This window comes from Synechococcus sp. WH 8109, from assembly GCF_000161795.2.
Lineage (GTDB): Bacteria > Cyanobacteriota > Cyanobacteriia > PCC-6307 > Cyanobiaceae > Parasynechococcus.
Genome location: NZ_CP006882.1, coordinates 2,071,924 through 2,097,540, shown reverse-complemented (window position 1 = coordinate 2,097,540; position 25,617 = coordinate 2,071,924). Strand labels below are relative to the sequence as shown.

Annotated in this window: 26 protein-coding genes; 7 read left to right on the top strand and 19 right to left on the bottom strand. The window is 60.6% G+C overall.

Features of this window, described 5'->3' with window-relative positions; all coding sequences use genetic code 11:
* Positions 1–18: 18 nt before the first annotated feature.
* The 4 genes from Syncc8109_RS12455 to mraY all read right to left on the bottom strand — a co-directional run bounded on the left by Syncc8109_RS12455 (position 19) and on the right by mraY (position 2,024).
* A complete protein-coding gene (locus Syncc8109_RS12455) occupies positions 19–156 on the bottom strand; it encodes a hypothetical protein (protein WP_006852045.1) in 138 nt (45 codons plus the stop codon).
* A 125-nt stretch (positions 157–281) separates the two neighbouring features.
* Complete coding sequence (locus tag Syncc8109_RS12735) at positions 282–449, bottom strand: hypothetical protein (protein ID WP_006851462.1); 168 nt, start codon at positions 447–449, stop codon at positions 282–284.
* The gene (locus tag Syncc8109_RS11260; RefSeq protein ID WP_006850276.1) at positions 449–697 is read right to left on the bottom strand and encodes a hypothetical protein; all 249 of its coding nucleotides are present in this window, start codon (positions 695–697) and stop codon (positions 449–451) included. Before Syncc8109_RS11260 ends, Syncc8109_RS12735 begins: the two co-directional genes overlap by 1 nt.
* Positions 698–1,004: 307 nt before the next feature.
* On the bottom strand, positions 1,005–2,024 hold the full coding sequence (gene mraY / locus Syncc8109_RS11255) for a phospho-N-acetylmuramoyl-pentapeptide-transferase (RefSeq protein WP_232202503.1): 1,020 nt from the start codon (positions 2,022–2,024) through the stop codon (positions 1,005–1,007).
* On the opposite strand from mraY, the gene Syncc8109_RS12995 reads away from it, so the two are divergent.
* A complete protein-coding gene (locus Syncc8109_RS12995) occupies positions 1,951–2,121 on the top strand; it encodes a hypothetical protein (RefSeq protein ID WP_232202506.1) in 171 nt (56 codons plus the stop codon). The genes mraY and Syncc8109_RS12995 overlap by 74 nt on opposite strands.
* Positions 2,122–2,176: 55 nt before the next feature.
* Here Syncc8109_RS12995 and Syncc8109_RS11250 read toward each other — a convergent pair whose 3' ends face one another.
* Positions 2,177–2,446 carry a DUF3134 domain-containing protein gene (locus Syncc8109_RS11250; RefSeq protein ID WP_006850710.1) on the bottom strand — a complete coding sequence of 90 codons (270 nt, stop codon included), beginning with the start codon at positions 2,444–2,446 and terminating at the stop codon, positions 2,177–2,179.
* Between the two features lie 292 nt (positions 2,447–2,738).
* On the opposite strand from Syncc8109_RS11250, the gene Syncc8109_RS11245 reads away from it, so the two are divergent.
* Entirely contained in the window at positions 2,739–3,950 is a 1,212-nt protein-coding gene (locus tag Syncc8109_RS11245; protein ID WP_006850912.1) for an argininosuccinate synthase, read from the top strand.
* On the opposite strand, the gene Syncc8109_RS11240 is transcribed toward Syncc8109_RS11245, so the two are convergent.
* From Syncc8109_RS11240 to Syncc8109_RS11225, 4 genes are all read right to left on the bottom strand, one after another.
* Positions 3,942–4,211: a hypothetical protein gene (locus Syncc8109_RS11240; protein WP_006850365.1), complete on the bottom strand. Its 270-nt coding sequence runs from the start codon at positions 4,209–4,211 to the stop codon at positions 3,942–3,944. The genes Syncc8109_RS11245 and Syncc8109_RS11240 overlap by 9 nt on opposite strands.
* 116 nt (positions 4,212–4,327) lie before the next feature.
* Positions 4,328–4,702: a 30S ribosomal protein S6 gene (gene rpsF / locus Syncc8109_RS11235; RefSeq protein WP_025362588.1), complete on the bottom strand. Its 375-nt coding sequence runs from the start codon at positions 4,700–4,702 to the stop codon at positions 4,328–4,330.
* Positions 4,703–4,782: 80 nt separating this feature from the next.
* A complete protein-coding gene (locus tag Syncc8109_RS11230; protein WP_006849767.1) occupies positions 4,783–5,259 on the bottom strand; it encodes a Tic20 family protein in 477 nt (158 codons plus the stop codon).
* Between the two features lie 25 nt (positions 5,260–5,284).
* Positions 5,285–6,154 (bottom strand): shikimate dehydrogenase, encoded by an 870-nt coding sequence (locus Syncc8109_RS11225; RefSeq protein ID WP_025362587.1) that lies wholly within the window; start codon positions 6,152–6,154, stop codon positions 5,285–5,287.
* Between the two features lie 116 nt (positions 6,155–6,270).
* On the opposite strand from Syncc8109_RS11225, the gene dnaK reads away from it, so the two are divergent.
* Positions 6,271–8,184, top strand: coding sequence for a molecular chaperone DnaK (gene dnaK / locus Syncc8109_RS11220; RefSeq protein ID WP_006851906.1), 1,914 nt, complete (start codon positions 6,271–6,273; stop codon positions 8,182–8,184).
* Positions 8,185–8,227: 43 nt separating this feature from the next.
* Here dnaK and Syncc8109_RS11215 read toward each other — a convergent pair whose 3' ends face one another.
* Both Syncc8109_RS11215 and psbQ read right to left on the bottom strand, forming a co-directional pair.
* A complete protein-coding gene (locus tag Syncc8109_RS11215) occupies positions 8,228–9,280 on the bottom strand; it encodes an FAD-binding oxidoreductase (RefSeq protein ID WP_006850164.1) in 1,053 nt (350 codons plus the stop codon).
* Between the two features lie 14 nt (positions 9,281–9,294).
* Complete coding sequence (gene psbQ / locus Syncc8109_RS11210; RefSeq protein ID WP_006850773.1) at positions 9,295–9,744, bottom strand: photosystem II protein PsbQ; 450 nt, start codon at positions 9,742–9,744, stop codon at positions 9,295–9,297.
* Positions 9,745–9,817: 73 nt separating this feature from the next.
* On the opposite strand from psbQ, the gene purU reads away from it, so the two are divergent.
* Positions 9,818–10,672, top strand: a complete 855-nt coding sequence (purU, locus tag Syncc8109_RS11205) for a formyltetrahydrofolate deformylase (protein WP_006851328.1) — start codon at positions 9,818–9,820, stop codon at positions 10,670–10,672.
* Positions 10,669–11,949 carry an O-antigen ligase gene (locus Syncc8109_RS11200; protein WP_025362586.1) on the top strand — a complete coding sequence of 427 codons (1,281 nt, stop codon included), beginning with the start codon at positions 10,669–10,671 and terminating at the stop codon, positions 11,947–11,949. The genes purU and Syncc8109_RS11200 overlap by 4 nt, the downstream gene beginning before the upstream one ends.
* Here the strand turns inward: Syncc8109_RS11200 and Syncc8109_RS11195 are convergent.
* Genes Syncc8109_RS11195 through acnB form a run of 3 tightly spaced genes read right to left on the bottom strand, consistent with a single transcriptional unit; the run spans position 11,936 to position 17,613 of the window.
* Positions 11,936–13,510, bottom strand: coding sequence for a radical SAM protein (locus Syncc8109_RS11195; RefSeq protein WP_006850105.1), 1,575 nt, complete (start codon positions 13,508–13,510; stop codon positions 11,936–11,938). The two genes, Syncc8109_RS11200 and Syncc8109_RS11195, sit on opposite strands and share 14 nt — an antisense overlap.
* 56 nt (positions 13,511–13,566) lie before the next feature.
* Positions 13,567–15,012 carry a ClC family H(+)/Cl(-) exchange transporter gene (locus tag Syncc8109_RS11190; RefSeq protein ID WP_025362585.1) on the bottom strand — a complete coding sequence of 482 codons (1,446 nt, stop codon included), beginning with the start codon at positions 15,010–15,012 and terminating at the stop codon, positions 13,567–13,569.
* Between the two features lie 18 nt (positions 15,013–15,030).
* Positions 15,031–17,613 (bottom strand): bifunctional aconitate hydratase 2/2-methylisocitrate dehydratase, encoded by a 2,583-nt coding sequence (acnB, locus tag Syncc8109_RS11185; RefSeq protein WP_006851991.1) that lies wholly within the window; start codon positions 17,611–17,613, stop codon positions 15,031–15,033.
* A 96-nt stretch (positions 17,614–17,709) separates the two neighbouring features.
* On the opposite strand from acnB, the gene Syncc8109_RS11180 reads away from it, so the two are divergent.
* Positions 17,710–18,777 (top strand): 3-deoxy-7-phosphoheptulonate synthase, encoded by a 1,068-nt coding sequence (locus Syncc8109_RS11180; protein ID WP_006850423.1) that lies wholly within the window; start codon positions 17,710–17,712, stop codon positions 18,775–18,777.
* 16 nt (positions 18,778–18,793) lie between these two features.
* Here Syncc8109_RS11180 and Syncc8109_RS11175 read toward each other — a convergent pair whose 3' ends face one another.
* The 4 genes from Syncc8109_RS11175 to Syncc8109_RS11160 all read right to left on the bottom strand — a co-directional run bounded on the left by Syncc8109_RS11175 (position 18,794) and on the right by Syncc8109_RS11160 (position 24,116).
* Positions 18,794–19,444, bottom strand: coding sequence for a diacylglycerol/polyprenol kinase family protein (locus Syncc8109_RS11175; protein ID WP_006851145.1), 651 nt, complete (start codon positions 19,442–19,444; stop codon positions 18,794–18,796).
* A gap of 5 nt (positions 19,445–19,449) precedes the next feature.
* Positions 19,450–20,436 (bottom strand): RpoD/SigA family RNA polymerase sigma factor, encoded by a 987-nt coding sequence (locus Syncc8109_RS11170; protein WP_025362584.1) that lies wholly within the window; start codon positions 20,434–20,436, stop codon positions 19,450–19,452.
* A gap of 206 nt (positions 20,437–20,642) precedes the next feature.
* On the bottom strand, positions 20,643–22,781 hold the full coding sequence (ppk1, locus tag Syncc8109_RS11165) for a polyphosphate kinase 1 (protein WP_006849667.1): 2,139 nt from the start codon (positions 22,779–22,781) through the stop codon (positions 20,643–20,645).
* A gap of 45 nt (positions 22,782–22,826) precedes the next feature.
* On the bottom strand, positions 22,827–24,116 hold the full coding sequence (locus tag Syncc8109_RS11160; RefSeq protein ID WP_045172831.1) for a tetracycline resistance MFS efflux pump: 1,290 nt from the start codon (positions 24,114–24,116) through the stop codon (positions 22,827–22,829).
* On the opposite strand from Syncc8109_RS11160, the gene Syncc8109_RS11155 reads away from it, so the two are divergent.
* Positions 24,115–24,582, top strand: a complete 468-nt coding sequence (locus tag Syncc8109_RS11155; RefSeq protein WP_006851717.1) for a GNAT family N-acetyltransferase — start codon at positions 24,115–24,117, stop codon at positions 24,580–24,582. The genes Syncc8109_RS11160 and Syncc8109_RS11155 overlap by 2 nt on opposite strands.
* Here Syncc8109_RS11155 and Syncc8109_RS11150 read toward each other — a convergent pair.
* Positions 24,543–25,613 (bottom strand): anthranilate phosphoribosyltransferase family protein, encoded by a 1,071-nt coding sequence (locus tag Syncc8109_RS11150; RefSeq protein WP_006850897.1) that lies wholly within the window; start codon positions 25,611–25,613, stop codon positions 24,543–24,545. The two genes, Syncc8109_RS11155 and Syncc8109_RS11150, sit on opposite strands and share 40 nt — an antisense overlap.
* Positions 25,614–25,617: the final 4 nt, after the last annotated feature.

The following is a 25,617-nucleotide window of genomic DNA, read 5'->3' as shown; positions in this document are numbered from 1 at the left end:
GCAGCGCCCGATGTCCCGCTAGATGAAGTATGCGTTCTCAATCGAGTCAGTGTTTCGGGCGACGGTGCGGGCGGTTTGCTTGGGAGCGGCGAAGCTGGGGAGGCCAGCAGCGGCGATCTCCAGGCTGGCACCGGTGAACAGAAGTGCTCTGCGCATGAGCTGCGGTTGATTTGCCTTCGAACCGTCGCCAGACCGTCGAGGCAGTGGCCCAAACCAGCTGAAATCGATGGAGCAATCGCCTCAATGGCGTCAGCGCTCGGTGGAAGCGAGCCGCTGAGGGCTCAGTTCGAATCGGTGCTGCTCTGACGGCGCACTTCGCCGATCAGCCACACGCCCATGAATCCAAGCGACGACACACCGAAATAGATCAGCACCCACCGCAGAACCCGGTCAGGATCCGCAGCGGCGTTGGCGAGCAGCTCAGCGGTTTTGGCAAGCAGGTTGTCCATTAGTTCTGAAGATCGGGGATCAACGTGAGTTGGCGGACCGGTGATTCTTCGCTGACGAAACCCCAGGCTTCAAACACTGTGGGATCGGGATGCGTTATGCGCTGCTCCATTCCATGGCGCTCAAGTTGGAACCCTTCGCTCGACATGCGTCGCATCAAACTGGCCGATTCCTCAAAGCGGGCAGCCATCGCTTCGAGGCTTGAGCAGTCAGCGGTGAGACCGGATTCACGCCAGGTGAAGTAGGTCATCCTGCATTGCAAACCCAAAAAGGGACTTTAAGGGATATGAGCGGTGCGAAGCGTTCGTTCTGGATATCAACAATCCCCTAAGTACCGGCTATGTCGTTCAGGCCTCCCTTCATAGAGACACTGTGTTGTGGTCACTCAAAAACCTTGAAACCGTCAGTTATTTTTTCTACATAAGGATCAATCTTTCTCAGAAGTATTGATTTTGTTCGGTACGAAACCAAGTTCAATCTCATTGGCGATCTGAAGCAACTGAATCCTTCAGCTCACTTCAATGATTGTCCTCAGGATTGGATCAAAAAATCGACTCTCAGGGACGCAGCACCAGTCCGAGGAGCACAAGCCCTGCTGTGACCAGCCAGAACGCAGGCACCACGCTTCGTTCATCAGTGCCTCCCAGCTCAAAATGGTGATGCAGTGGCGCCATGCGGAACACGCGTCGCCCCTGACCATCAGGGCCTTTTGTGGTTTTGAACACCCAGACCTGGATGATCACGGAGAGGGATTCCGCGACGAAGACGCCTCCCATCACCAGCAGGGGCCAGAGGCTGTTGGACAACAGAGCCAAACCGCTGAGGGCGGCTCCCATCGCCAGGGATCCCGTGTCGCCCATGAAGGCCCGAGCAGGGTTTCGGTTGTGCACCAGAAACCCAAGCCATGCTCCGGCCATGGTCATGCAGAAGCCAGCCAAGGCGGGATCTCCGTTGTCTCCTCGGAGCATCAGTTGAAGTCCCAGACCGGTAAACACCAGTGCTCCGCAACCGCTGGCCAAGCCATCCAGGCCATCGGTGAGGTTGGTGGCGTTGCTCTCCGCCAGAACGACAAACAGGCCCAGCGGCCAGATCAGAAGCCCTAAGGGCAGTTCAAGGCCAAAGGGCAGGGCAATGCTGCTGCTGATCCAGCCCTGCCAGGCAGCGATGGCTAGAAAGGCTGCGGCTGCCATGGCTTGCAGCAGCAATTTTCCTCGTGCCGTAAGGCCAGCATTGGTGTGTTTGGTGAGGCTGCTCCAGTCATCGATGCCGCCGATCAGCATGAACGTCAGGGTCAGGGCTGCCAGGCTGAGCAGTTGTTGTGACGCCACAGCGTCCCGTGTGATCAGGCTCCCGAGAATGACCCCGACGGGAACAACCAGAAGGCCCCCCATCGTTGGCGTTCCCGCTTTGCTCTGATGGGCTTTGGGGCCTTCCTCACGGATGAACTGCCCCATCTTCAAGCGACGCAGAAGGGGAATGCCCAAGGCTGCAGAGGCTGTTGCGATGACCGCTGAAATCAAGAGGGGCAGGCTCAGTTGCGCATTGGTGATCCATTTGTCTGCTGCAAAGCAAGTCATCAAGACGACCAGCATCAGCAAGCTGGCACTCAATGAGCCGTTCTCCCACCAAGGACGGTGGTTCGAATCCGTGGATTGCAAAGTTGCACTGGACTGATCGCTGGGACCCTAGGTGAGTCGCTCAGTAGCGACCAATCAGTGCTTGGGGGACGTCAGTCCTCCCACTGCTCCTCGTTTTGCTCGTCATCCTTGTTGTAATCCTCCTTCTCACCCATGAGTGCGGAGAGTTCCTCCTCTTCAACGGTGCTCACTTCGGGTGAACCGGATTCTTCGTCGGCAACGAGACGGCCGCTGGTTTCCAGCCAGGACAGGAGGTCAGGCTCCTCACGCAGGGGCAGCACGGGTGCAGGGTCGCGGCGCCCGTAGCGGGTGAGGGACGGGTTGACGCTGTCCAGGGCGTTTAAATCAACCAGAGCGCTCATGCAGGGAGGGACGCGGGCCAATCAACCAAGATAGACCATGTGCTGTTTTTGATCCGCCACTGAACAAATCTGCGCTGCTCGTTCTTCTGTGGGGTCTGGCCCTGATCATCAGTGCTGGTCTGCACTGGTGGGGTTTGCAGCGGCCTGAACCGTTGCAGACCTCTTGGACCCTGGCGCTGCTGCTGGTCTTTTTCCCTGCTGCGGCGTTGGCTGCATGGGTGCTTGTGGCTTCTCCACACGTGGCGGCCGGCGAGACGAGAGAATCAGACGATTGTGATCAGGAGACCCATTGATGGGCCGCGCCAAGAAGGTGGTACTCGCCTATTCCGGGGGAGTGGATACCAGTGTCTGCATCCCTTACCTCAAGCAGGAATGGGGTGTTGATGAAGTGATCACCTTTGCCGCTGATCTCGGCCAGGGCGATGAGCTGGAGCCGATTCGTCAAAAAGCGCTGGATGCCGGTGCCAGTCAGTCGCTGGTGGGAGATCTGATCGAGCCCTTCATCAAGGATTTCGCCTTTCCGGCGATTCGTGCCAATGCCCTCTACGAAGGCCGTTACCCCCTCTCCACGGCCCTGGCGAGGCCTCTGATCGCGAAGCGCCTGGTTGAGGTGGCCCGGGAAGTGGGTGCCGATGCTGTCGCCCATGGATGCACAGGCAAAGGCAATGATCAGGTGCGTTTCGATGTGGCTATCGCTGCATTGGCACCGGACCTCAAGGTGCTCACCCCAGCCCGCGAGTGGGGCATGAGCCGTGAGGAGACCATCGCCTACGGCGAACGCTTTGGTCTGCCCGCACCGGTAAGCAAGAAGTCGCCCTATTCGATCGATCTCAATCTGCTGGGCCGCAGCATTGAGGCCGGACCACTTGAAGACCCGATGGTGGCTCCGCCGGAGGAGGTGTTTGCGATGACGCGATCGGTGGAGGCTGCTCCGGATGGCGCCGAACAGATCGAGATTGCTTTTGAAGCAGGCAATCCTGTGGCGATCAACGGTCAGCAGCTGGATCCGGTGGCCTTAATCCGTGAAGCCAACCGTCTGGCGGGGACCCATGGCATTGGGCGTCTCGACATGATCGAGAACCGGGTGGTGGGCATCAAATCCCGGGAGATCTACGAAACGCCCGGCCTTTTGCTGTTGATCCAGGCCCACCAGGAACTGGAAAGCCTGACGCTGGCCGCCGATGTGTTGCGCAGCAAGCGGCAGTTGGAAATGCAGTGGGCCGACCTCGTCTACCAGGGCCTTTGGTTTGGCCCCCTCAAAGATGCTCTGGACGGCTTCATGGACCGCACCCAGACCACTGTCAATGGTGTCGTTCGTCTCCGGCTGCACAAAGGAACGGCCACGGTTACCGGCCGCGGCTCAGCAGACAGCAGCCTTTATGTCCCCGAAATGGCTTCCTATGGAAGTGAGGATCAGTTCGATCACCAAGCTGCAGAGGGCTTTATCTACGTTTGGGGTCTGCCGACTCGGCTCTGGTCAGCATCCCAGCGCCGTTCAAGCTGAGCGCTGGCGCTTCTGCAGGAAGTTGAGGAGCCTCAGAACCAGACAACGCACAATGTTGTCCGGTTCTGAGCTTCCAGGCAGGGCTTGCTGAGGCCATTCGATTTGGTCTTGATCAACCTGTTCAGCCAGCGGTTGATAACGCTCTATCAACGGATCAAGCCGCTGTTGGAAACGTCGTTCAAAGACGTCCGGTAGTTCGGCCAAAAGCTCGTTGTAGGCCTCGATCTCGACCTCGAGCTCTGAAATTCTTTGTTTCAGCAACCGAGTGACTTCAGCGTCGCCATGACGCTCGTTCCAGACAGGTTCAGTTAGCAGAGTGGTCGTTTTCGAATCAATGGGCGGACGGTATCGCCCACCCACGAATCCAACAATGCTGATCAGTCAGCTGATGCAGCGGCTTCGGCTTGTTGCTGTTGAGCAGCTTCGCTGCCCGGCATCACCCGAGGTGCTGGAAGGGGACCTTCCTGCTTCACGGTCAGATAGCGGATCACGTCCTCACTGAGGCGCATCGCCTTCTCCAGAACAGCAACGTGCTGGCCATCGCCGTTGTGGCTCAGTTGCACGTAGATGCCTTCCTTGTGCTTAGCAATCGGATAGGCCAGACGGCGCTTGCCACGCATCTGGTTGTCCAGCACGTCGGCACCAGCTTCCACGAGCATGTCGCGGTACTTGTTGAGATGGCTTTCAACCTCCTCCTCCGGAATGTCCGGACGAAGGATGTACATGGTTTCGTAATACGGATCGTGCGTCATGGGCAGCACCGAAGGGGCATCAGGCTCACCGGAGTGAGCGACGGATCCAACACCTTATCTCCTGGCGTGCCCCCAAAGCTTCAGTAGAGCTGCATGCGTACGGCTTGGCTGATGCCAGGCAGATCGGGTTCGCGTCCGCGCCAGCACTCCACTAAGGCGAACAGAAGGATCGCCAGCACAGCCACCACGACCGTGCTGGACAGGGTGCTCAGCAGTAGGCTGCCTCCGGCCATGGGTTGGAGAAGGATCCCAAAAGCGAAGCTCAGCACAACGATCACGATGTCGGTGAGCAGGGCCTGCAGGGTGTTGAAGCGTACGAAGTAGGGAACTGCCGGATTCCGCACCACCGCCAGAAACAGCACGAAGAACAGCAGCAGGCCACCGAAGGGAACCCCCCGATTCAATTGGATCAGCGGTACCACGGGAACGATCAGCAGTCTCAGCAACGGGATCTGGTTGAACACGCCGTCAGCCCCGAGGCCAAAGGGAATGGCGTCACTCCAGGGGAGCAGGTACACCAGCGGTGCAAGCAGCCGCTGCCAGAGAGGAATCTGCACGTTGGAGCTAGGGATTGTTGGGACCTTAGGTCGCAAGAGCAGTGGCGGCGGCGCTGCGCATCGCCGCGACAGGAACGTCGTTACGTCCACTCCACAGCCGTAGTGAGGCAGCGCCTTGCTGCACCAGCATCTCGAGACCATCGATGCAGCGGTGGCCCCGTTGTTGCCCAGCGGCGAGCCAGTTGGTGGGCCTTGGTGTGTAGATCAGGTCGTACAACACCGTGTCTTCGTTCAGGTCTGTCCAGAGCTCTGCCCCCAGTGGCATCGCCTCGGGGTCACCGTGCTGGGCCATGCCCACCGGGGTGGTGTTCACCACGAGAGCCGCTTGAGCCACGCTCTCGTTGAGCTGAACAGCGTTGTTGAGACAGGCTGTCAGGGGGGCGTGGCTCTGCTGCAGATCAGTGATGAAGGCTTGCAGTGCCTCGCTTCGCCGTCCCACTACGGTGATGCTGCTGAGGTCCAGGGTCTGCAGACCGGCGACCACAGCTCGAGCTGATCCGCCGCAGCCGATCACTACGGCGTGGAGTCCTGCCCAGGTGTCGTTGGCACCGAGGGGTGTCAGAAAGCCCTCCACGTCGGTGTTGGTGCCGAACCAGCCACCGCCCGCTCCCGGAATCAGGGTGTTGACGGCACCGAGCCGTTTCGCTAGCGGGCTCAGCTCTTCGCAGAGCTCGGCGATGGCTTGTTTGTGGGGGATGGTGACGTTGAGGCCCTGGCAGCCAACGGCCCTTAGACCGTTCAACGCTTGATCAAGGCCTTCGCTTGTGCAGGGCAGGGCCAGGTAGCGCCAGTTGAGCCCCATGCTTTCGAGGGCGGCGTTCTGCATCACCGGCGAAAGCGAGTGGCGCACTGGATTGCCAAGCAGGCCCACAAGGCTGGTGCCGCCGTTCATCATTGCCAGGGCCGGATCGCTCCACCAGCCTGCCTGTTCGGGAACCACACCTCGCCTGTCACCGGGTCTGCTGTGGAGGATGAGCCCATTCAAATCACCATTTCTGGAGGTGGGCACCTATGGGCAAGGTTGTCGGCATTGACCTTGGCACCACGAACAGCTGTGTTTCCGTGATGGAGGGCGGCAAGCCCACCGTGATCGCGAACGCCGAGGGCTTCCGCACCACGCCCTCCGTGGTTGCTTACACCAAGAACCAGGATCAGCTGGTGGGTCAGATCGCCAAACGTCAGGCGGTGATGAACCCAGACAACACCTTCTATTCCGTCAAGCGTTTCATCGGCCGTCGCGTTGATGAGGTGAATGAGGAGTCGAAAGAGGTGAGCTACGGCGTTGAGAAGGCCGGATCCAACGTGAAGGTGAAATGCCCGGTTCTCGATAAGCAATTTGCGCCTGAAGAGGTTTCCGCCCAGGTGCTGCGCAAGCTGGCAGAGGACGCCGGTAAGTACCTCGGTGAAACCGTCAGCCAAGCGGTGATCACCGTTCCGGCCTATTTCAACGACTCCCAGCGCCAGGCCACCAAGGACGCCGGCAAGATCGCTGGCCTTGAGGTGCTGCGTATCATCAATGAACCCACCGCTGCGGCTCTGGCCTATGGCCTCGACAAGAAGAGCAACGAGCGCATTCTTGTCTTCGACCTGGGCGGCGGCACCTTCGACGTTTCCGTCCTGGAAGTTGGCGACGGCGTGTTCGAGGTGTTGTCCACCGCTGGTGACACGCACCTCGGCGGTGACGACTTCGACAAGGTGATCGTTGATCACCTGGCCGAGACCTTCAAATCCAACGAAGGCATCGATCTGCGTCAGGACAAGCAGGCCCTGCAACGCCTCACCGAAGCCGCTGAAAAAGCCAAGGTTGAGCTGTCCAACGCCACCCAGAGCGAGATCAACCTGCCATTCATCACGGCCACGCCTGAGGGTCCCAAGCATCTGGACCTCACCCTCACCCGCGCCAAGTTCGAGGAACTGGCCTCCAAGCTGATCGACCGCTGCGCCATGCCTGTGGAGCAGGCTCTCAAGGACGCCAAGCTCTCCTCCGGCGAGCTCGACGAAATCGTGATGGTGGGTGGTTCCACCCGCATCCCGGCCGTGCTCGAACTGGTGAAGCGCATCACCGGCAAAGACCCTAACCAGACGGTGAACCCCGATGAGGTGGTGGCTGTCGGTGCTGCCATTCAGGGCGGTGTGCTGGCCGGCGAGGTGAAGGACATCCTTCTGCTCGACGTCACGCCCCTCTCACTGGGTGTGGAGACCCTCGGTGGCGTGATGACCAAGATGATCACCCGTAACACCACTGTTCCCACCAAGAAGACTGAGACCTACTCCACGGCTGTGGATGGTCAGACCAATGTGGAAATCCACGTGCTCCAGGGTGAGCGCGAGATGGCGTCTGATAACAAGTCGCTTGGAACCTTCCGTCTCGATGGCATCCCCCCGGCTCCCCGTGGCGTGCCTCAGATCGAAGTGACCTTCGACATCGACGCCAACGGCATCCTCAGCGTCACCGCCAAGGACAAGGGCAGCGGCAAAGAGCAGTCCATTTCGATCACCGGCGCGTCGACCCTCTCGGATTCCGAGGTCGACAAGATGGTTAAGGACGCCGAGGCCAACGCCAGCGCTGACAAGGAGAAGCGCGAAAAGATCGACCTCAAGAACCAGGCCGAAACCCTCGTTTACCAGGCTGAAAAGCAGATGGGAGAACTGGGCGACAAGGTTGATGCCGACGCCAAGGCGAAGCTGGAGGAGAAGCGCCTCAAGCTCAAGGAAGCCACCGAGAAGGACGACTACGACGCGATGAAGACCCTGCTGGAGGAACTGCAGCAGGAGCTCTACACCGTGGGCGCTTCCGTCTATCAGCAGGAAGGGGCTGCAGCTGATGCTGGTGCGCCTGGTGCTGACGCCGGTGCCGGTGCCAACGCCGGTGGTGGCGATGCCAGTGACGACGTCATTGACGCGGAATTCACCGAGACCAAGTGATCGGCTGATTCACCACCGCGCTAGGGCCCTGCGGGGCCCTTTTTTATGCCTGCTCAACGGCAGCGGCGACCCACTCTGCGGTGCCAGGCGTGAGCAGAACGCCGTTGCGATAGTGCCCACTGGCAAGGATCAATCCGGGTTCCAGCTCTTCAAGCAGAGGGGCCGGGCGATCCACGGGCCGGGCTCGCAGGCCACTCCAATGGCCAACCACCGTGGCTGAGCGCAGCCACTCTGGTGCCCGCTCATTCAGGTTGCGCATCAGGATCAGAGGATCCTCCGAAGCGCGATCGCCCGGTTCCACGGTGGCCCCGAGCAGCAATCGCCCGGGTGCGGTTGGAATCAGGTTGAAGCCCTGATCCACCAGCACCGAGGGCCAGTTGCTCCACGTTCTCGGACCCATTGTCAGTTCCAGTGACAGGGCCTGGCCCAACACCGGTGTCATCGGTCGGGCCTGACCCAGCGGTTCCAGCAAGACGTTCGAGCTCAGGGCTGTGCAGAGCACCAAAAGGTTGTGAACTGAGCTGTCTCCATCGGCGCGATGCACACGCCAGTGGTTGTCGTTGCGCTCTAGATGGACCACCGCCGTGGCATTCAGCTCCACGCTTTGCTCTGCCAGCGCCTGTCGCAGGGACAGTTGCAGCAGCAGTGGATCCACACGACCGTCGTGGCGCGAGTGCAGGCCACCATGCCTGGCTGTCGGCCAGACCGCTGCCAGGTCGGCGCTGGTGACCATCTGCAGGCCCAGGTCAACGCGCTGGGCGGCCAGCGCCTCCATCCACTCAGTCGCTCGTTCGTCCTCGGCGATTTGAAGCAGGCCCGGATTGAGCCTGAGGTCAGGCTGGTGAGCCTGCAGCGTTTCGATCCATTGCGGCCAGAGCTCCATGCTCCGGCGGCGCAGCCTCCAGCCCCGCCCGCTGCTGCGGCGAAACACGTTGCCCATCAGCACCCCGAGGGATGCAGAGGTTCCACCCAAATCATTTGCTGATCCCTCGCGATCAATGGACTGGTTCAGGCGAGGGTCGTAAACAGAGACATCGTGCCCTTGCTGGGCCAGACGCCAGGCGGTGCCGAGGCCGATGGCCCCGGCACCAATCACTCCAATGGAGCGGTTCAGTTGAAGGCCTCAGCGGGGATGAGATCGCTATAGGCATCAAATCCGGCAGCCACGGCGCTGTAGGACTTCTGCAGACGGCTGAAGTCCTGCAGGCGTGCCGCTTCATCCAGATCTGCCAGCGCTTCTTTCAAGGAGCGGGCGACTTTGGTGGCTTCCTTGCGGTCGCTTTTGTCGAGGCGCTGATTGATGTAGAGCATTTCCCGGCTCACTTCCTGCATAGGGCCATGAAGCAGGTTGCGGGTGAACACCCAATCCTTTTCACTTACCAGCCTGGCCAGATCAGGAAGACGGGACTTTGCGTCTTCAAAGGCTGCGGCCTGGCGGCGGATCACGCCCAGGTCGTTAGGACTGATGCCGGCAGCATTGGAAGCAGCCGGGGCCATCAGACCAAAGCTCAAAGCGAGGCAGAGGCAGAACGCGGCAAGGCGGCTCAGAGCCTTCAGCATGGTGATCGAAATTTTCCAGCGACTTTAACCAGCCCCTCCTGCGCGGGAGAATTTTGTTTTTCAAAGCGTTGTTGTGAGTGACGCCACGGTCATCCTTCAGATGATCTGCCCCGATCGGCCGGGCCTGGTCAGCGAATTGGCGGGTTGGGTGGCGGCCAACGGCGGCAGCATTCGCCATGCCGATCACCACACGGATGCGGGAGCTGGGTTGTTTCTCAGCAGGATTGAGTGGCAGCTCCAGGGATTCGGCATTCCACGGGATGTGCTTCCTGAAGCGGCTCAGGCTCTGGGACAGCGGCTTGGTGGCGCAGCGCAGCTTCACTTCTCAGATGACCATCCCCGTGTGGCGATTTTTGCCAGCAAGCAGAGCCACTGCCTGCAGGACTTGCTCTGGCGGGTTCAAAGCGGAGAGCTGCCAATGCAGGTTCCCCTGGTTATCGCCAACCATCCGGATCTGGAATATATATGTACATCATTTGAGATCCCTTTTGTTTGTATTCCCGTCAGTCGGGACACCAAAGCGGATGCTGAGCAGCAGATCTTGGAGCTGCTGGAACAGAACAAGGTTGAACTTGCGGTGCTGGCCAAATATATGCAGGTGCTGAGCAGTGATTTCCTCGAGCGTTTCCCCCAGGTGATCAACATTCACCATTCGTTTCTGCCAGCGTTCAAGGGCGCTCAGCCGTATCACCGGGCCTGGGACCGTGGGGTCAAGCTCATCGGTGCTACAGCCCACTACGTCACCGAAGATCTGGATGATGGCCCGATCATTGAGCAAACCACCGTTCCCGTCAGCCATCGGGACGAAGTGGAGGATCTGATCCGCAAGGGCCGTGATACGGAACGCCTTGCCTTAGCGCGGGCCCTTCGCTTGCATCTGCGTCGTCAGGTGATGGTGTACCGAGGGCGTACGGCGGTGTTCGCATGACAGCACGTCTGTGCACATTGCTGAGGGGCGACTGTCCGGCCGCCGCTTCCCCCAGGGGTTGGTGCCTGTTTCAGCTCGGACTGCTGTTACTTCCCTCGTCAGTGTTGCTGGCCAGCCTGCTGTTTGTGCCGGCCTTGGTCCTGGGCAGCCTCCGTCGTGAATGCGCCTACTGGCGTGACCGCTGGAACTGGCCGCTCCTACTGGCTGGCACGCTCATGTTGCTCGGCTGTTTCAGCGCCTTGCGTGTCGACCTGGCTTGGGCAGGTCTGGCCAATTGGCTGCCTTTCTTTTGGGGGTTCTGGGGGTTCCAACCCTATGTGGCGGAGGCGGGGGCGCGCCGCCGAGCGGCGCTCTGGATGGTGGCGGGCACGGTGCCTGTTGTGGTGACTGGCTTGGGTCAGTTGTGGTTGGGTTGGCAGGGTCCCTGGCAGTCCCTGGGGGGCCTGGTGATCTGGTTCGTGGCTCCTGGAGGTGAGCCGGCGGGCCGGCTGTCGGGTTTGTTCGATTACGCCAACATCGCCGCGGCCTGGTTGGCGCTGGTGTGGCCATTGATTCTGGCGGCCCTGGTGCAACCCGGACTCGATCACCGTCGTCGGAGTGTGGTGCTGATCCTGGCTGTCGCTTTGGTGACGGCTCTCGTGCTTACGGAGTCCCGCAACGGCTGGGGCGCATTGGTGCTGGCGGTGCCCCTGGTGCTTGGACCGGTGAGTTGGCCCTGGTTGTTGCCTCTGTTGGCCCTTGGATTGATCCCTGTTCTGCTGGCAGTGTTGCCCGGTGTCCCGGAGCTTCTCCAGGACCCCGCCCGGGCTTTGGTCCCCGAGTCGGTGTGGTCACGGCTCAGCGACAGCCGCTATGCGGGAAAGCGTGCCCTGGCTTCCACTCGCCTCAGTCAGTGGGGTTTGGCTTTGCAATTGATCGCTGAACGGCCATGGCTGGGCTGGGGTGCTGCGGCCTTTTCCGTGCTGTACCCCTTGCGCACGGGCAAATGGCATGGCCATTCCCACAACCTGCCACTGGAGCTGGCGGTCAGCAGTGGGGTGCCGGCGGCGCTTGCGCTGGTGGGTTTGGTGCTGGCGTTGTTGATCGTCTCCTTGCGCTACAACCGCATGGGTTTGTTTGATCGCGCCTGGTGGGCTGCGGTGCTGGTGCTGGTGGTGCTTCACGGCACTGATATACCTTTCTTTGACAGCCGCTTGAACATTGCCGGTTGGATTCTTATGGCCGGACTGCGCAGTCGGATTCGGCAGACCGAGTCGGCAGCGGTCAGCCCAGGCTGAGGGCCTCTTGCCTGTGTTCCTGCAGCTTCTCCTGACTCAAGGGACCATCGAGATGGCCCCAGGGCAACACCGCGTCAGAGGCCCACTCGTCGTGCACCACGCTGTCCCAACTGGGAGGCAGCGGCAAGATAACGCCTGCGCTGCGGGCTTCAGGAAGTTCACCGGCTAGGGCCGCTCGATAGGCTTTCTTCCAACCCCCCAGGCTTTCCTGGGAGCCCCGCACCGCTGCGATCACTGGTGCTAGGCGCCGGTCGCTTCGAGACAGCAGGGCTTGAATCACGCTCCAGCCATAGCTTTCCGGGCGCAGATCAATGCCTTTGGGTTTGAGGCGTTTCGCCAGCATCTTCAGGCGTTTTTCCGCTTCGGGGCGTACCCCTTGCCACTGGAACGGGGTGTGCGCCTTGGGCACGAATGTGCTCACCCCCAGGGTGAAGCGCAGCCCAGGGGTGCCTTTCTTAAGGCTCAGCAGAAGTGCTGCGGTGCTTTCCACATCATTGTTGTCTTCACAGGGGAGTCCCACCATTCCGTAGAGCTTCAAGGCCTTGAGGCCTCCTTGCTTGGCATGGCGGGCGGCGGCTTCGATTTCCTCACCGCTGAGTTTTTTGTTCACCACGCGGCGCATGCGCTCGCTACCGCTCTCGATCGCGATGGTGAGGGATTTGCTGCCTCGTCCTGCCAACACAGCCGCCAGTTTCGGAGTGACCGTTGCGGCCCGCACGGAACTGACGCTGACCCGCAGGTCATCGAAGCGGTCTTGGGCTAGCCAATGGAGCAGATCGCTGAATTGAGGGTGTTGGGTTACGGACGCCCCCAGTAGGCCGAGGCGTTTGGTGGCTTGAAGGCCTTTCTCCACAGCCGGGATCAGCCCGTCATCCAACGATGGGGTTCGAAACGGCAGGGTCAGATAGCTGGCCAGGCAAAAGCGGCACAGTTCCGGGCAGCTGCGCACCACTTCCACCATGTGGATGTCTGGCCACGCCGCTTCTGGGGTGATCACCGTTGAGTGGCTGAGGCTGTTGCCGCGCCACGTCTGTTTGGCCACCCGTTCTGGAAGAGTTGCATCCACCGGTGCCACTCCCAAGAGGGTCCCGTCCGCTGCATAGCGGGGTGCATGGAGCTCCGGCACGTAGATTCCCGGCACGCGGGCTAGATGCTGCAGTTGTTCGGCTCGGGGTTGGCCCTTCACGCTCTGGAGGGCATCGATAAATGTGGGCAGTAGATCTTCGCCATCGCCCAGCAGCACTACATCAAAGAACGGTGCAAGGGGCTCGGGATTGGCTGTGAGCACAGGTCCGCCACCAAACACGATCGGATGGTCGTCGGTGCGCGCGTGGCTCCAGATCGGGATGCGCTGCTGTTCCAGCAGATCGAGCAGGACTGGTCCGTCGAGTTCCCAGCTCAGAGAAAGCCCAAACAGATCGCAGTGCCGGTGGGGTGGATCCCCTTGATCAGTGAACAGCCGGCGCACGTCGACGTCGGTCCGTATTGCCAGGGTGGACCAGACGATCTGATAACCAAGGCTGGTAATGCCAACCGTGTAAGTGCTGGGAAAGGCCAGCACCGTGCGCAGGGCTCCGGGTTCCGGCGTGGCCGGATCGAACAGCAGCGTTTCCTGGTTCAGCTGGGGCCTCCTGTAGGGCCTGATGGCAGGGTTGGCGGCGTGAACGGACGTCTGTAGCGGTTGAGCTTCATGGCCATCCGATCTTCAGCGTCGAGTTCCATGCCCATCTGACGTTCGTAAATAGAGTGGGGGTGGAACATTCGGGCGATCACGAAGCTGGTGAGACAGGCCACCAGGATCGGTTTGAGGATCAGCAGATCCTTGGTGAGGGCAAAGGCCAGGAACATCGCCGAGATCGGCGTGCGAGAACAGCCTGCAACGAAGGCGCCCATGCCCGCGAACACATAGGTGGTGGGTACGTGGCCGGTGAGGGCCTCAACGCCAGATCCACCGGCCAAGCCAATGGCCCCTCCCAGCGTCAGCATCGGCATGAACAGTCCCCCTGGCGCTCCTGAGCCCGCCGCCAGTCCGGTGCTGAAGAAGAGCACCACAAAGCTGGCGAGGGCCAGGCTGATATCGGCTTTTCCGGCTCCAATCAGGTGCTTCAGTTCGCTGGGGTTATGGAAGGCATCCGGTAGGGCTGCATAGACGCAGCCCAGCACGAGCCCGCTCAAGGTCATGCGCAGGATCAGTCGGTCCCCAAACCAACGGTTGCCCTGCCGCTGCATGGTGAGCACATAGCGGGTGTAAAGCTCCGCCAGCACACCGATCACCACACCGAGTGCCACCAGATACAGCAGATCCACCGGCAGGAAGCGCACCAGGGGGGTGTACTCCCGCTCCAGTTGAAACCCGATGGTGCTGTTGAGCCCGCCGCCCCCGGGGTTGAGGCCGAGATAGCCGAGCACATCCGCCAGGGTGTCGGCCGAGAAGGTGGTGATGATCACCAGCAGCAGCACCACGGGCCTGGCGGAGTGGAGCAGCTCCTCTATCGCATAGATGAATCCACCGATGGGAGCACTGAACACGGCGGCAATACCGGCACCACCACCGGCGGCCACAATCACCCTGCGAAAGGCCACCGGTGCCCGCAGCCAGCGGGACATCTGCCAGGCCACGGAGCCGCCCATCTGAACGGCGGGGCCTTCCGGGCCCAGGGGGAAACCCGAGCCAATGGCAATGATGCCGGCCACCAGTTTCACCAGGCCCACCCGAAGCCCCATCGGAACTGACCGGTGGCGCAGGAATCCCATGATATGGGTGATCCCGGCTCCGCCAGCGGCCGGAGACAGGTTGGTGATCAACCAGGCCGAGACCATGCCGCCGATGGCGCCGAGGGCGGGTAGTACCACCCAGGCTGGAAATTCATCGAGCAGGTCGAGCCGCCAATTCCGCAGCAGGTTGATGCCGCTGGTGAACAGCAGGCCGGTGATGGCAGCCCCAAGGCCCGTGAGCGCCAGAGCCAAAACCACCACCAGCCAGCGGCGTTCCAACAATCTCCTGATGCTCCGGCTGGAGCCCAGGAGGTGGCGTCGTTGTTTGGGTTCGCTTAGGGATGGCACAGATGAGGTGATCAGGGATCAGGCCTGAGCCAGAACGGTTGCTTCGTCGTCAGCGCTGACCACGCGCCCCTGGTCTTCAAAGCCGCTGATTTGATCGAAGTTCAGGTAGCGGTAGAGCTCGTCTGAGAGGGGATCGATCTTCTCGGCTGCAATGCTTCGGTATTCGTCTGGGGTGGGGATGCGTCCTAGCTGGGCGCAGACGGCGGCCAGTTCGGCGCTGCCAAGGTAAACCTGAGCACCTTTGCCCAGGCGGTTGTTGAAGTTGCGGGTGCTGGTGGAGAACACGGTGGTGTTGTCCTCCACGCGGGCCTGGTTGCCCATGCAGAGGGAGCAACCCGGCATCTCCATGCGGGACCCTGCGGCTTCGAAGGTGGCGTAGTAGCCCTCTTCTTTCAGGGTCTCCTCGTCCATCCGCGTTGGGGGGCAGACCCAGAGGCGCGCCGTGTTCTGGCCGGCGCCTTCCAGCACCTTGGCCGCGGCGCGGTAATGGCCGATGTTGGTCATGCAGGAGCCGATGAACACCTCCTGCACAGGGTCACCAGCCACCTCGCTGAGCAGCTTCACGTTGTCGGGGTCGTTGGGGCAGGCCACCACCGGTTCGGTGAGCTCGTCGAGGTTGATCTCCAGCACTTCCGCGTACTCAGCGTCAGCGTCAGCGCTCATCAGCTGCGGGTTCGCCAGCCAGGCCTCCATCTCCTTGATCCGGCGGGCCAGGGTGCGGGCGTCGCTGTAGCCGCGGGCGATCATGTTTTTAAGCAGCGCCACGTTGCTGCGCAGGTATTCGCTCACCGTGTCTTCCGAGAGCTTGATCGTGCAGCCTGCGCAGGAGCGCTCGGCACTGGCATCGGTGAGTTCGAAGGCCTGTTCCAGCTTCAGGTCGGGCAGACCTTCGATCTCCATGATCCGGCCGTTGAAAAGGTTTTTCTTGTTGGCCTTTTCAACGGTGAGCAGTCCTCGTTGAATGGCCACCCAGGGGATGGCATTCACCACATCCCGAAGCGTGACGCCCGGTTGCAGGGATCCGCTGAAGCGCACCAGAACCGATTCCGGCATGTCCAGCGGCATGGCGCCGATAGCGGCCGCAAAGGCCACAACCCCAGAGCCGCCTGGGAAGGAAATGCCGAGGGGGAAGCGGGTGTGGCTATCGCCGCCGGTGCCGACGGTGTCGGGCAGAAGCATCCGGTTCAGCCAGCTGTGGATGATGCCGTCACCTGGCCGGAGGGCCACGCCACCGCGCTGGGCAAAGAAGTCGGGCAGTTCGTTCTGGGTCTGCAGATCCACCGGCTTCGGATAGGCAGCGGTGTGGCAGAAGCTCTGCATCACCAGGTCGGAGGAGAAGCCCAGGCAGGCCAGTTCCTTCATTTCGTCCCGCGTCATCGGGCCGGTGGTGTCCTGGGAGCCGACGGTGGTCATCAGCGGTTCGCAGCTGGTGCCGGGTCGGACGCCCGCGAGACCGCAGGCCTTGCCCACCATTTTTTGCGCCAGGGTGAAGCCGTTACCGGTGTCTGCCGGGGCTGAGGGGCGGATGAACAGATCCGAAGGGGTGAGGCCAAGTTTGGCCCGCACTTTGTCGGTCAAGGCGCGACCGATCATCAGGGGGATGCGACCGCCGGCTCGTACCTCGTCGCTGATCGTGGTGGGTTTCAGGTCGAACCGACTCACCACGCTGCCGTCCCGTTCGATTGTGCCGGCGTGGGGGCGAATGGTGATCACATCACCGGTGTTCAGTTCGCTGACATCGCATTCGATCGGCAGGGCACCGGAGTCTTCAGCGGTGTTGAAAAAGATCGGGGCGATCTTGCCGCCAAGGATCACGCCGCCCGCCCGTTTGTTAGGCACATGGGGGATGTCATTGCCGGTGTGCCAGAGCACTGAATTGATGGCGCTCTTGCGCGAGCTGCCGGTGCCCACCACGTCGCCGACGTAGGCCACGGGATGGCCTTTTTCTTTCAGGGTCGCGATGGTCTTCAGGCCCTCTGGATCCCGGGTCTCGAGCATCGCTAGGGCATGGATGGGGATGTCCGGCCGGGTGGTGGCGTGGGTGGCCGGTGACAGATCGTCCGTGTTGGTTTCGCCTTCGACCTTGAACACCGTCACGATGATGCTTTCGGCTAGTTCAGGTTTGGAGGTGAACCACTCGGCAGCGGCCCAGCTGTCCACAACTTGCTTGGCAAAGCGGTTGTCCGCTGCCAGATCCATTACTTCGTTGAATGCGTCGTAGACGAGCAGCGTTCGGCTGAGTCCCTCAGCAGCACAGCCAGCCAGCGCAGCGTCGGAGTTCTTCAGCAGCTCGATCAGGGCGGCGACGTTGTATCCACCCACCATCGTTCCCAGCAGGCGGGTGGCTTCCAGTGGTGACACCAGGGGGCTCTTGGCGTTTCCCTGAGCCACGGCGCTGAGCCAGGTGGCCTTCACGTAAGCGGCTTCATCCACACCCGGGGGGATCCGTTCGCTGAGCAGGTGCAGCAGGAATTCCTCCTCGCCGACGGGAGGGTTTTGCAGCAGTTCCGTCAGTCCCTGGGTCTGCTCGGCGTTGAGCGGAAGAGCGGGAACGCCCTGGGCTTCCCGGGCGGTGGCCAGCTCGCGGTAAGCGCTCAGCATTGAGATCTCTGTGCAGGGATGACCACCATTCTTCCGGACCGTGTCTGTTGCAAGTGAGCGGGGTGCGTAGCCTTGGTCGGAGTCTCGCGTCCAGCCATGGCCACCACCTCCGATTTGCATGTGGTGGAGACACGTCCCTTGGTGGCCCCTGCTGTGTTGCATCAGGAGTTGCCCATGGACGCTGCGGCGCTCGAGACCGTTGCATCCGCTCGCCAGCGCATTCAAGAGATCCTCAGTGGCCGTGATCAGCGCTTGCTGGTGGTGGTGGGTCCCTGCTCCGTGCATGACGTCAAAGCTGCCCGGGAGTATGCCCAGCGCCTGGCTCCGATCCGCGAGCGCTTGAAGGATCAGCTCGAGGTGGTGATGAGGGTGTATTTCGAGAAGCCACGCACCACGGTCGGCTGGAAGGGGTTGATCAACGATCCTCACCTCGATAACTCCTACGACATCAATACCGGTCTGCGGCGGGCTCGGGGATTGCTGTTGGATCTCTCCCGTGAGGGGATGCCTGCTGCAACGGAACTGCTCGATCCTGTGGTTCCGCAGTACATCGCCGATTTGATCAGCTGGACTGCAATCGGCGCCAGGACGACGGAAAGTCAGACCCACCGTGAAATGGCCTCAGGACTGTCGATGCCGATTGGCTACAAGAACAGCACCAATGGCAGCGCCACCATCGCGATCAATGCCATGCAGGCGGCAGCGAAGCCGCATCACTTTCTCGGCATCAATCGCGAGGGTCATGCCTCGATCGTCAGCACCACGGGTAATCCCTATGGCCACCTCGTGCTGCGTGGCGGCAGCCAAGGCAGCAATTACCACCTGGAGGCTGTGGAGGAGTCCGCAGCCGAGTTGAGAAAGGCCGGTCTGCAGGATCGTCTGATGGTGGATTGCAGCCATGCCAACAGCAACAAAGACTTCCGCCGACAGGCGGACGTCCTGGCCAGCGTTGCCGAGCAGTTGCGAGGTGGCTCCAACCACGTGATGGGCGTGATGATTGAGAGCCATCTGGTGGAAGGCAACCAGAAACTGAACGCCGACCTGACGCAGCTGACCTATGGCCAGAGCGTCACTGATGCCTGCATCAGCCTCGAGACCACCGAAGCTTTGTTGGATGATCTGGCCGCGGCCGTGGCCAGTCGCAAACAGACGGTCACCGCCTGAGCATCAACGCCTTTGCTCAGACGACAAGTTGACTCCACAGCACTCCAACGCTGAGGGGAACGCTGAGGTTGTCGAGACCGCCCCAGCTGAGCTGTTCCAGCCCGGTTGCGATGGCGACCATGCCAAGGGTTGCCGGAAGGGACAGGTCAGCCCCCGACCATCGCGCCAGGCCGATCAGCACCAGGCTTGAGACAACGGCCATGGTCATCGTGCCGACACTTGATTTGGTCTGACCAAAAAGAACCCATTTCGGGGACTCGACGTTGCGGCCGATCAACCCTGCAAGGCCATCCCCCAGGGCCATCACGAGAACCCCAGCGGACACCGCATCGGCTCGGGTTGGCCAGAACAACACAAGCAGCATTGTGATCGCGATGCCGTAGGCAATGGTGCCGTAGCTGTTGCGATCAATATCTTCAACGGCGGGGATAAAGCGCCATTGGTGGTTCAACGCCGTCACAAGGGTGATGACTGCCGCGACAAGCAGGGCAACGACGAAGGGAATTTGAAAGAACCAGGCCAAAGGAACCACGGCTCCGGTTCCGATATGCACAATCTTTCGGCTCAGTTCCCGTTGGTTCGGCCGAAGCCGACGACACAACACAGCACCTACTGTCACCATCGCCATCCAGATCAGGATGGCGATTGGTCCGGTGAAGGAAAGCAAGTTGCTTAGGCGGCTTGTTGGTGGTTGGTCATCGCGCGCAACTTGAGAATCGCTTTGGCCTCGAGCTGTCGAACGCGCTCACGGGACACATTGATCTGACGACCGATTTCCGCAAGGGTTAGAGGCTCTTCACCGCCGAGACCGAACCGCAACTTCAGAATCTTCTGCTCGCGCTCGTTCAACTGCGACAGCCAGCCTCCCAGATGTTCCTTCTGGATGCTGCGATCCATCCCTTCCATCGGCTCTTCACCGTTGGGATCCGGGATCAATTCTCCCAGGGTGCTGCGATCTTCCTCGCCACGGGCATGGGCATCGAGTGATGCACAAGGTGCGCTTTGGGAGATCAGATCCTCCAGTTCCCGGGGTTCGATTCCCATGGCACTCGCCAATTCCAGCCGATTCGGTTGACGGCCGAAACGGTGGGACAACTCCCGGGAGATGCGACGCATCTTGGAGAGCTTTTCGCTGATGTGGATCGGCAGGCGAATGGTGCGGGCGCTGTTGTCGATGGCCCGTGTCATGCCTTGGCGAATCCACCAGTAGGCATAGGTGGAAAATTTGTAGCCCATGGCGGGGTCGAACTTGTCGACCGCACGTTCCAGGCCGATGGCACCTTCCTGAACCAGATCGAGCAGCTCCAGGCCCTGGTTCTGGTATTTCTTCGCCACGCTCACCACAAGGCGGAGGTTGGCGGCCATCATCCGGTCGCGGGCGCGTTTGCCCATGCGGATCTTGTGGCGATGCCGGGAGGTCAGCTCCTCTTCCGGTAGCTCCTGAAGTTGCTTCATCGCCTGCACATGATGTGCAAGCTCGATTTCTTCAGCTGCCGTCAGCAAGGGGATGCGTCCGATGCTGCTCAGATAAAAACCTATGGAGTCGGTGGCAAGCCGGCCTCCTTGTCGAGTTGATGGTCGACGTCCGGTGGACGGCAACGCAGGTTCCTTCCGAGACGACTTTTTTGTCGTGCCGGAAGATTCCAGAGGGATCCCCATCACCCTGGTCTCCTGAATGAATTTGGGCTGAACTTAGCACCAGGCAACGGCGCTGACTGTTTCGAATCGAAAGAATTTCAGGAGCTGAATCTTTGGCCTTTCAAAGCAACTGATTTGGCTGTGATCGTGGCTACTTCAAGTTTGTTTTTGAAGCAATGTTGTGTATCGAACGTCACAGACGCATTCACTTCTCAAAACCAAAAGAATCACAAGGCTTGGATGCCGTTGCTCCATTCTTTTACCAATTGAATCTGGGAATTACGTTCTGAGTCACCATTTTCGGGTTTGCGCTGCACAAATGTGCCGTCGCTCTGCATGTCCCAGGCGCCCTGGTTGTCATTGAAGTAGAGCTGCAGCAGGCGTTCCAGTTTCTGGCGATGTTCGGGGTGTTCGATCGGTGTGACCGCTTCAATGCGGCGGTCGAGGTTGCGGCTCATCCAGTCGGCACTGCCGATGTACACCTCCGGAGCGCCGCCGTTGGCGAACGAAAAGATTCTTGAGTGTTCCAGGAACGGGCCGATGATGCTGATCACCCGAATGTTTTCACTCAGCCCTTCGCGACTGGGATAGAGGCTGCACATGCCGCGAATGATCAATTCGATCGTCACTCCGGCTTGGGATGCTTCATAAAGAAGCGCAATGATCGTTGGATCCACAAGCGAATTCATCTTCGCTCGGATCACAGCCTCTCGGCCCTGCTGAGCATGTTCAATTTCGCGGCGGATCAACAGCTCCATGCCTTTCCGCAGGGTGACGGGGGCCACGAGCAGGCGACGAAAACTTTGCTGCTTAGAAAAACCGGTGAGGTAATTAAACAGTTCCACCAGGTCTTGCCCCAGTTCCTGGTTTGCCGTGAGTAGGCCCAGGTCGGTGTAGAGCTTGGAGGTTTTGGAGTTGTAGTTGCCCGTGCCGATGTGTACATAGCTCTGAAGCTTTTCCTTCTCCTTGCGCACCACCAGAACAATCTTGGTATGGGTTTTCAGCCCCAGCACTCCGTAGACCACATGCACCCCGGACTGCTCCAGGTGCCGGGCCCATTGGATGTTGTTGTCTTCGTCAAATCGTGCTTTCAATTCCACCAGTGCCATCACTTGCTTGCCGTTTTCGGCGGCACGGATCAGTGCAGCGATGATCGGCGAGTCTTTTGAGGTGCGGTAGAGCGTCATCTTGATGCCCATCACCTGTGGATCGTCCGCCGCCTGGTTGATGAACTCTTCGACGGTTGTCGAGAACAGCTCATAGGGATGGTGCAAGAGGATGTCCTGACGGCGAATTACCGAGAAGATTGATTTGAACTCATCCGGTTTGATCGCTCCCTCGTCGAGCAGGTGCTGCTGACTGCGGGCAAGCAGCGTCGGCGTCTGGCCTCCGTGGGTTGGGCTCTTGAGGTTCGGTAGCGGTAGTGAAGTCAGGCTGAGCAGGTCGTCCAGGCCCAGGGGGCCATCGATCACGTAGAGATCTCCTTCTTCAACGCTGAGTCCCGTCATCAGCATCTCCACCACGTCCTGAGGCATCTCGTTGGGCACCTCGAGGCGCACCACCTCTCCGCCCATCCGTCGCTTTCGCAATCCCTGTTCCAGCGCCAGCATCAGGTCGTCGGCTTCCAGATCCCTCAGCTCGAGATCTGCATCCCGCGTCACGCGGAAGAAGTAGTGCCCCTCGATTGTCATGCCAGGGAACAGCTCCTTCAGGTTGAAGGCGATCACCTGTTCGAGTGCGATTGCGGTGTGAACGGGATTGTGCTCCTGGCCGCTCAGATTCGAGGGGATGGCGATGAAGCGAGGAAGATTTTTCTGGGGAACTTTGACCCGTGCAAATTGCCGTTGTCCCGTTTCCGGATCAACAACCACCGCTGCAACGTTCAGGCTCAGGTTGCTAACGAAGGGGAACGGATGGGCCGGGTCCACTGCCAGGGGAGTGAGCACCGGAAACACCGACGTCTGAAAGGTGTTGTCAACCCACTGGCGTTGGTCGTCGTTGAGCTGTTTGTAATCCAGCAGCTCAATTCTGTGTTCCAGCAGCTTCGGCCTCAGGTGCTGTCGGTAATGCACCTGTTGCTCTCGCAGCAGGGGAATCAATCGCTCTCGGATCGCCAGCAGCTGCTCCAAGGGCGATTTGCCATCTTCACTCGGTTTGTTGACGCCCGCCTCCACCTGAGACTTCAGTGACGCCACGCGAACCATGAAGAATTCGTCGAGGTTGTTGCTGAAGATGGCGCTGAACTTGGCTTGATCGAGCAGAGGTGTGCGCGGATCCAGGGCCTGAGCCAGCACCCTCTCGTTGAAGGCAATCCAGCTCAGCTCCCGGTTGATGTAGTGCTCCGGAGCTAAGGCTGCTGCGCACATGGGCTGATCGGCTCGGCGCTGGTGTCTTTAGCTGAAACGTAGCAATCAGGACTGGCTTGGTTGTGTGTCGGAGATGGCCGGCAGAGGGCTGCCGGCCACAAGGCCGATCACGATTACCAGCACGGTTGCCGCAGCAGCAAAGGGGCTCACTGGACCCAGAAGGTCGTAGCTCAATCCTGCCAGGGGGGGACCGAGAAAACTTCCCAAACTCTGCAGGGCCTGAAGGCTGCCGAGGGCGCTTCCTTGCCCCTCCCGACCCAGGCGTCGCGACACCAGGCTGCGCAGGCTTGGTGTGACCAAGCCGGTGCCCAGGGCCAGGATGCCGACGGCGGTGAAGATTGCGCCGGCCCGATCGGATGCACCGACGCTGGGGATTAGCAGGCATCCAATGATCACTAGGCCCAGGCCCAGTAAGGTCAGCCGCCATTCACCAAACCGTTTCACCAGGGGCCCGATCAGCCCTCCTTGAACCACGGTGGCGACGACCCCTACGACAAGGAACGCAGTGGTGGCCAATTCAGGGCCCCAGCCGAAGCGCTGCTTGAAATAGAGCACCAGGATGGCGGTGAACCCGTTGAAGGCCAGAAAGAACAGGAAAAAAGCTCCGCACAGTCGCCCCACGCTGGGGTTCATCAGCACCTGGCTGAGTCGTGCAAACGGATTTAGATCGCGTTTTCTGGGCAGGCTTTTGCGCGAGTCCTGAGGATGGGTTTCTGGCAGCAGATTGAGCACCACCAAGAGGTTGAGAGCAGCAAAGCCTGTGGCCACCCAAACGGGAAGGGACACCGCCACCTGGGCCAGTTGCCCGCCAACAAAGGGCCCAAGGATGAACCCAAAGCCAAAGGCAACGCCAATCAAGCCGAAGGCACGGGCCCGCTTGTCGGGAGGAGTGATGTCCGCCAGCACCGCGCTGGCCGTCGCTGCCGTACCCCCACTGATGCCGTCAATGATCCGAGCTGCGAACAGCAGCAACAGGGGAAGCAGGCTTTGGCTGGGCCAAGGCAGTGAAACCGTCACCGCAAAAAGGCCGAGTCCCACGACGGATCCTGCAACGCAGATGCTGATCACGGGGCGGCGGCCGTACCGATCACTCAGCGCGCCGATCAACGGGGTGACCAGGAACTGAGCGAGGGCATAGCTTCCCGCCAACAGACCCAGGGTTCGTCCGTCTGGGGCGAACTGGGCGAGGAGAAAGGGCAACAGCGGAAAAACAATGCTTTCGCTGAGCCGGTCGTTAAGCAGCGTGAGAAACGCGCTGAGCAGTGTGGGAATCCGAGGACGCTGCAAGCTTGCTGCCACGCAGGAGAGACTCACATTCCAACAGGCGGCTGCCATGGCTTTGCGTCCGATTGCTCCGGAGGATCAACCGCTCTTGCGGGAGATCTATGCCGATGCGATCGAATCGCAGGCTCCCCTCCTTTATTCAGATGAACAAGTCAGGGCTTGGGCGGCCCTGGCTTGGTTGCCCGGCGTGCTCGACGCGAGTTTTCGGGAAGGCTCGGGATGGCTCACCACCGATGGTTCAGCGTTTGCGATCCGCCATCCCGAAGATCGTCTGTCGTTGCTTTACTGCCGCGGTAGTGCCTCGAGGCGCGGGCATGGCAATGCGCTTTTGAATCGGATTGAAGCGGATGCGCTGGCGTCCGGCGTCCGGCACCTGCGAACGGAGGCCAGCCAGTTCAGCCGACCGTTGCTGGAGCGACGCGGCTGGTGTGTGGAAGTGCCGGAGACGATCCTGATTGGAGGCGTTCCTTTCGAGCGTTATCGGATGGTCAAGCTGCTCCGCCAAGTGCAGAGTTGATCGAGCATTGCTTGGGCCTGGCCCGTTTGCAGAGCAGACGCTGCCCGTTGAATGCCTTGTTCTAGGGACTCACTGCAGCCGGAGAACCACAGATAGGCGCCGGCGTTCCAGCGCACAGCGTCACAAAGAGGGCCTTTGTGCTGCAAGGCGTTTCGCGCCTGATCGGCCCAAGTGTTGTCGTCAGCCCATTCCACATCGGCGTCGTGACAGCCATGGTCACGGGGGTGCAGGATCAATCGTTCCGCTTTGCCGTTCCGCACTCGGGCTGTGATGCAGGCTCGGCCGATGGGCAGGTCGGTGCCTCCTTCCAACCCCTTCACGGTGAGAACATCGGTTTCGCCGGCTTGCCTCAGGGCTTCCCAGGCGCGAGCTTCTGTGGGTGGGTGGACAAAGCCACTCACGAGGAGGTGGTCGCCTTGGTGGGGTGTCCAGAGCAGTTCCAGGCTGGCAACCGGGGGACGTTTGCCCAGTTCTTCGCGGTAGCCGATAAGGGTTTCCGCAATGGGGAAGTGATCCGGTTGGTGGATCAGGGCGAAACCGTTCTGCTGGAACCCGTCGGCAACGGCGCTGATCGGCAGACCTGTGAGGTCGAGATCTAGAAGGCGGAACAGATCAACAGCGGTGACGCCGTATTTGATAGGCATCCGGTCACCGCCCTGCAGAACCACCGGCTGACCACAGGCCAGCAGCACCAGCGCGGTGAGCGGGTAAATCGGCGCTGTGCGCGTGCGCCCGTCGTAGGGCATGCCGAAACACAACGGTGCTCGACTGCCAGCAGTGGATTCCAGCACCGGGCCATGGGCTTGGTAGGTGTCGAGCATCCCCGTGAGTTCCTGAGGTTCGGGCCGTCGGATGCGATGGGCAATCAGGAAGGCGCCGATCTGTGCGGGCGTCGCTTCGCCCTGCAGCATCAGCTCCATGGCATCAGCCGCTTCCTCGCGACTCATTCCTTTGCTGGTGTGTTCACCGCTTCCCACCTTGCGCAGGTGCTGCTTGAAGCGGTCTCGGCCGGAGAGAACTGCGCTCGTCAAAGGT